Source organism: Ruminococcus sporogenes (assembly GCF_054655175.1).
In genome coordinates, this window is the sequence record NZ_BAAHOA010000031.1 from 1 (window position 1) to 1,072 (window position 1,072).

Annotated in this window: 1 rRNA gene; it reads right to left on the bottom strand. The window is 50.3% G+C overall.

What is annotated here, in order from left to right:
- Window positions 1-143: 143 nt before the first annotated feature.
- A 16S ribosomal RNA gene (locus tag ACYQ0N_RS15295) occupies window positions 144-1,072 on the bottom strand; the annotation flags it as partial.

The window sequence follows — 1,072 nt, forward strand, 5'->3', positions numbered from 1 at the left end:
GAACTCCTGACCCCCTGCTTGCAAAGCAGGTGCTCTCCCAGCTGAGCTACACCCCCGACTTCCTGATATCTTCAAAATTAAACAATGCTTTTAACCCTTGTCTGACCGGAACTTTCAGACTCTTTCGTCTTTTCGCTCCTTAGAAAGGAGGTGATCCAGCCGCACCTTCCGATACGGCTACCTTGTTACGACTTCACCCCAGTCATCAATCCCACCTTCGACGACGTCCTCCTTTGCAGGTTAGACTATCGGCTTCGGGTGTTACCGACTCCCATGGTGTGACGGGCGGTGTGTACAAGGCCCGGGAACGTATTCACCGCAGCATGCTGATCTGCGATTACTAGCAATTCCGACTTCATGCAGGCGAGTTTCAGCCTGCAATCTGAACTGAGACAATTTTTCGGGATTTGCTCCACATCGCTGTTTTGCTTCCCTCTGTTTTATTGCCATTGTAGTACGTGTGTAGCCCAGGTCATAAGGGGCATGATGATTTGACGTCATCCCCACCTTCCTCCGTTTTGTCAACGGCAGTCCCATTAGAGTGCTCTTGCGTAGCAACTAATGGTAAGGGTTGCGCTCGTTGCGGGACTTAACCCAACATCTCACGACACGAGCTGACGACAACCATGCACCACCTGTCTATATGTCCCCGAAGGGATTTCAACTATCTCTAGTCTATTCATACGATGTCAAGACCTGGTAAGGTTCTTCGCGTTGCTTCGAATTAAACCACATACTCCACTGCTTGTGCGGGCCCCCGTCAATTCCTTTGAGTTTCAACCTTGCGGTCGTACTCCCCAGGTGGATTACTTATTGTGTTAACTGCGGCACGGAAGGGGTCAGTCCCCCCACACCTAGTAATCATCGTTTACAGCGTGGACTACCAGGGTATCTAATCCTGTTTGCTCCCCACGCTTTCGAGCCTCAGCGTCAGTAAAAGCCCAGTAAGCCGCCTTCGCCACCGATGTTCCTCCTAATATCTACGCATTTCACCGCTACACTAGGAATTCCGCTTACCTCTACTTCACTCAAGAACAACAGTTTCAAATGCAATCTACAGGTTGAGCCCATA